This window comes from Actinomadura sp. NPDC048032 (genome assembly GCF_040653175.1).
Taxonomy (GTDB): Bacteria; Actinomycetota; Actinomycetes; order Streptosporangiales; family Streptosporangiaceae; genus Spirillospora; species Spirillospora verrucosospora.
On record NZ_JBEZJP010000813.1, the window covers coordinates 1 to 1,243 of the forward strand.

Here is a 1,243-nt window from a genome sequence, read left to right on the forward strand (position 1 = left end):
GCGCCGAGACGTTCGAGGGGTCGAACGCCGACGCGGTCAAGAACAAGCTGAAGACGCTGCTGCAGATGGCGGTCGTCCTCACCTACGCGGCGAGCGTTCCCGTCGTGAAGATCGGCCGGATGGCGGGCCAGTACGCCAAGCCGCGCTCCAAGCCCGTGGAGACCCGCGGCGGCGTGGAGCTGCCCGCCTACCGGGGCGACGCGGTCAACGGCTTCGCCTTCGACGCGGACTCCCGCCGCAACGACCCGCATCGCCTGCTCAAGGCCTACCACTGCTCGGCGGTGACGCTGAACCTGTGCCGGGCGTTCACCAAGGGCGGCTACGCCGACCTGCGCCAGGTGCACGCCTGGAACCAGGACTTCGTCGCCCAGAGCCCGGCGGGCCGCCGCTACGAGCAGCTGGCGGGCGAGATCGACCGGGCGCTGACGTTCATGAAGGCGTGCGGGGCGAACCCCGACGAGTTCCACGGGGTGGAGTTCTACTCCAGCCACGAGGCGCTGCTGCTGGAGTACGAGCGCGCGCTGACCCGCATCGACCATCTGAGCGGCCTGCCCTACGACGTGTCGGCGCACTTCCTGTGGATCGGCGAGCGGACCCGGCAGCTGGACGGGGCGCACGTGGAGTTCCTGCGCCACATCCGCAACCCGATCGGCGTGAAGCTCGGCCCGACGACCTCCGCCGACGACGCGCTGGCCCTGATGGAGAGGCTGAACCCGGAGCGCGAGCCCGGCCGGCTCACCTTCATCACCCGCATGGGCGCCGACCGCATCCGCGACGCGCTGCCGCCGCTGATCGAGAAGGTCCACCAGAGCGGGGCCCCGGTCGCGTGGATCTGCGACCCGATGCACGGCAACACGTTCGAGGCGCCGAGCGGGCACAAGACCCGGCGGCTGGACGACGTGCTCGACGAGGTGGCCGGGTTCTTCGAGGTCCACCGGGCCCTCGGCACCCACCCGGGCGGCATCCACATCGAGTTCACCGGCGACGACGTGACCGAGTGCGTGGGCGGCGGCCAGGGGCTCGCCGAGGCCGACCTGCACCAGCGCTACGAGACGGCCTGCGACCCCCGGCTCAACCGGGGCCAGTCGCTGGACCTGGCCTTCATGGTCGCGGAGCTGTACCGCAAGTCGGTCTGACCGGCTTTCTCTGACCCCGCTCCTGCCGGAGGACTACCTCGGGCTGCTCGATCCGCTGTGGTCCACGGACGAGCCGTGCGGGCGGATCGAGGCCGTCCGGCACGAGG

Annotated in this window: 1 protein-coding gene; it reads left to right on the plus strand. The window is 71.2% G+C overall.

The annotated features are described in order from the left end of the window. On the plus strand, window positions 1–1,136 hold a 1,136-nt coding region (locus AB0C69_RS42420), incomplete at its 5' end, for a class II 3-deoxy-7-phosphoheptulonate synthase (protein WP_360362642.1). Window positions 1,137–1,243: the final 107 nt, after the last annotated feature.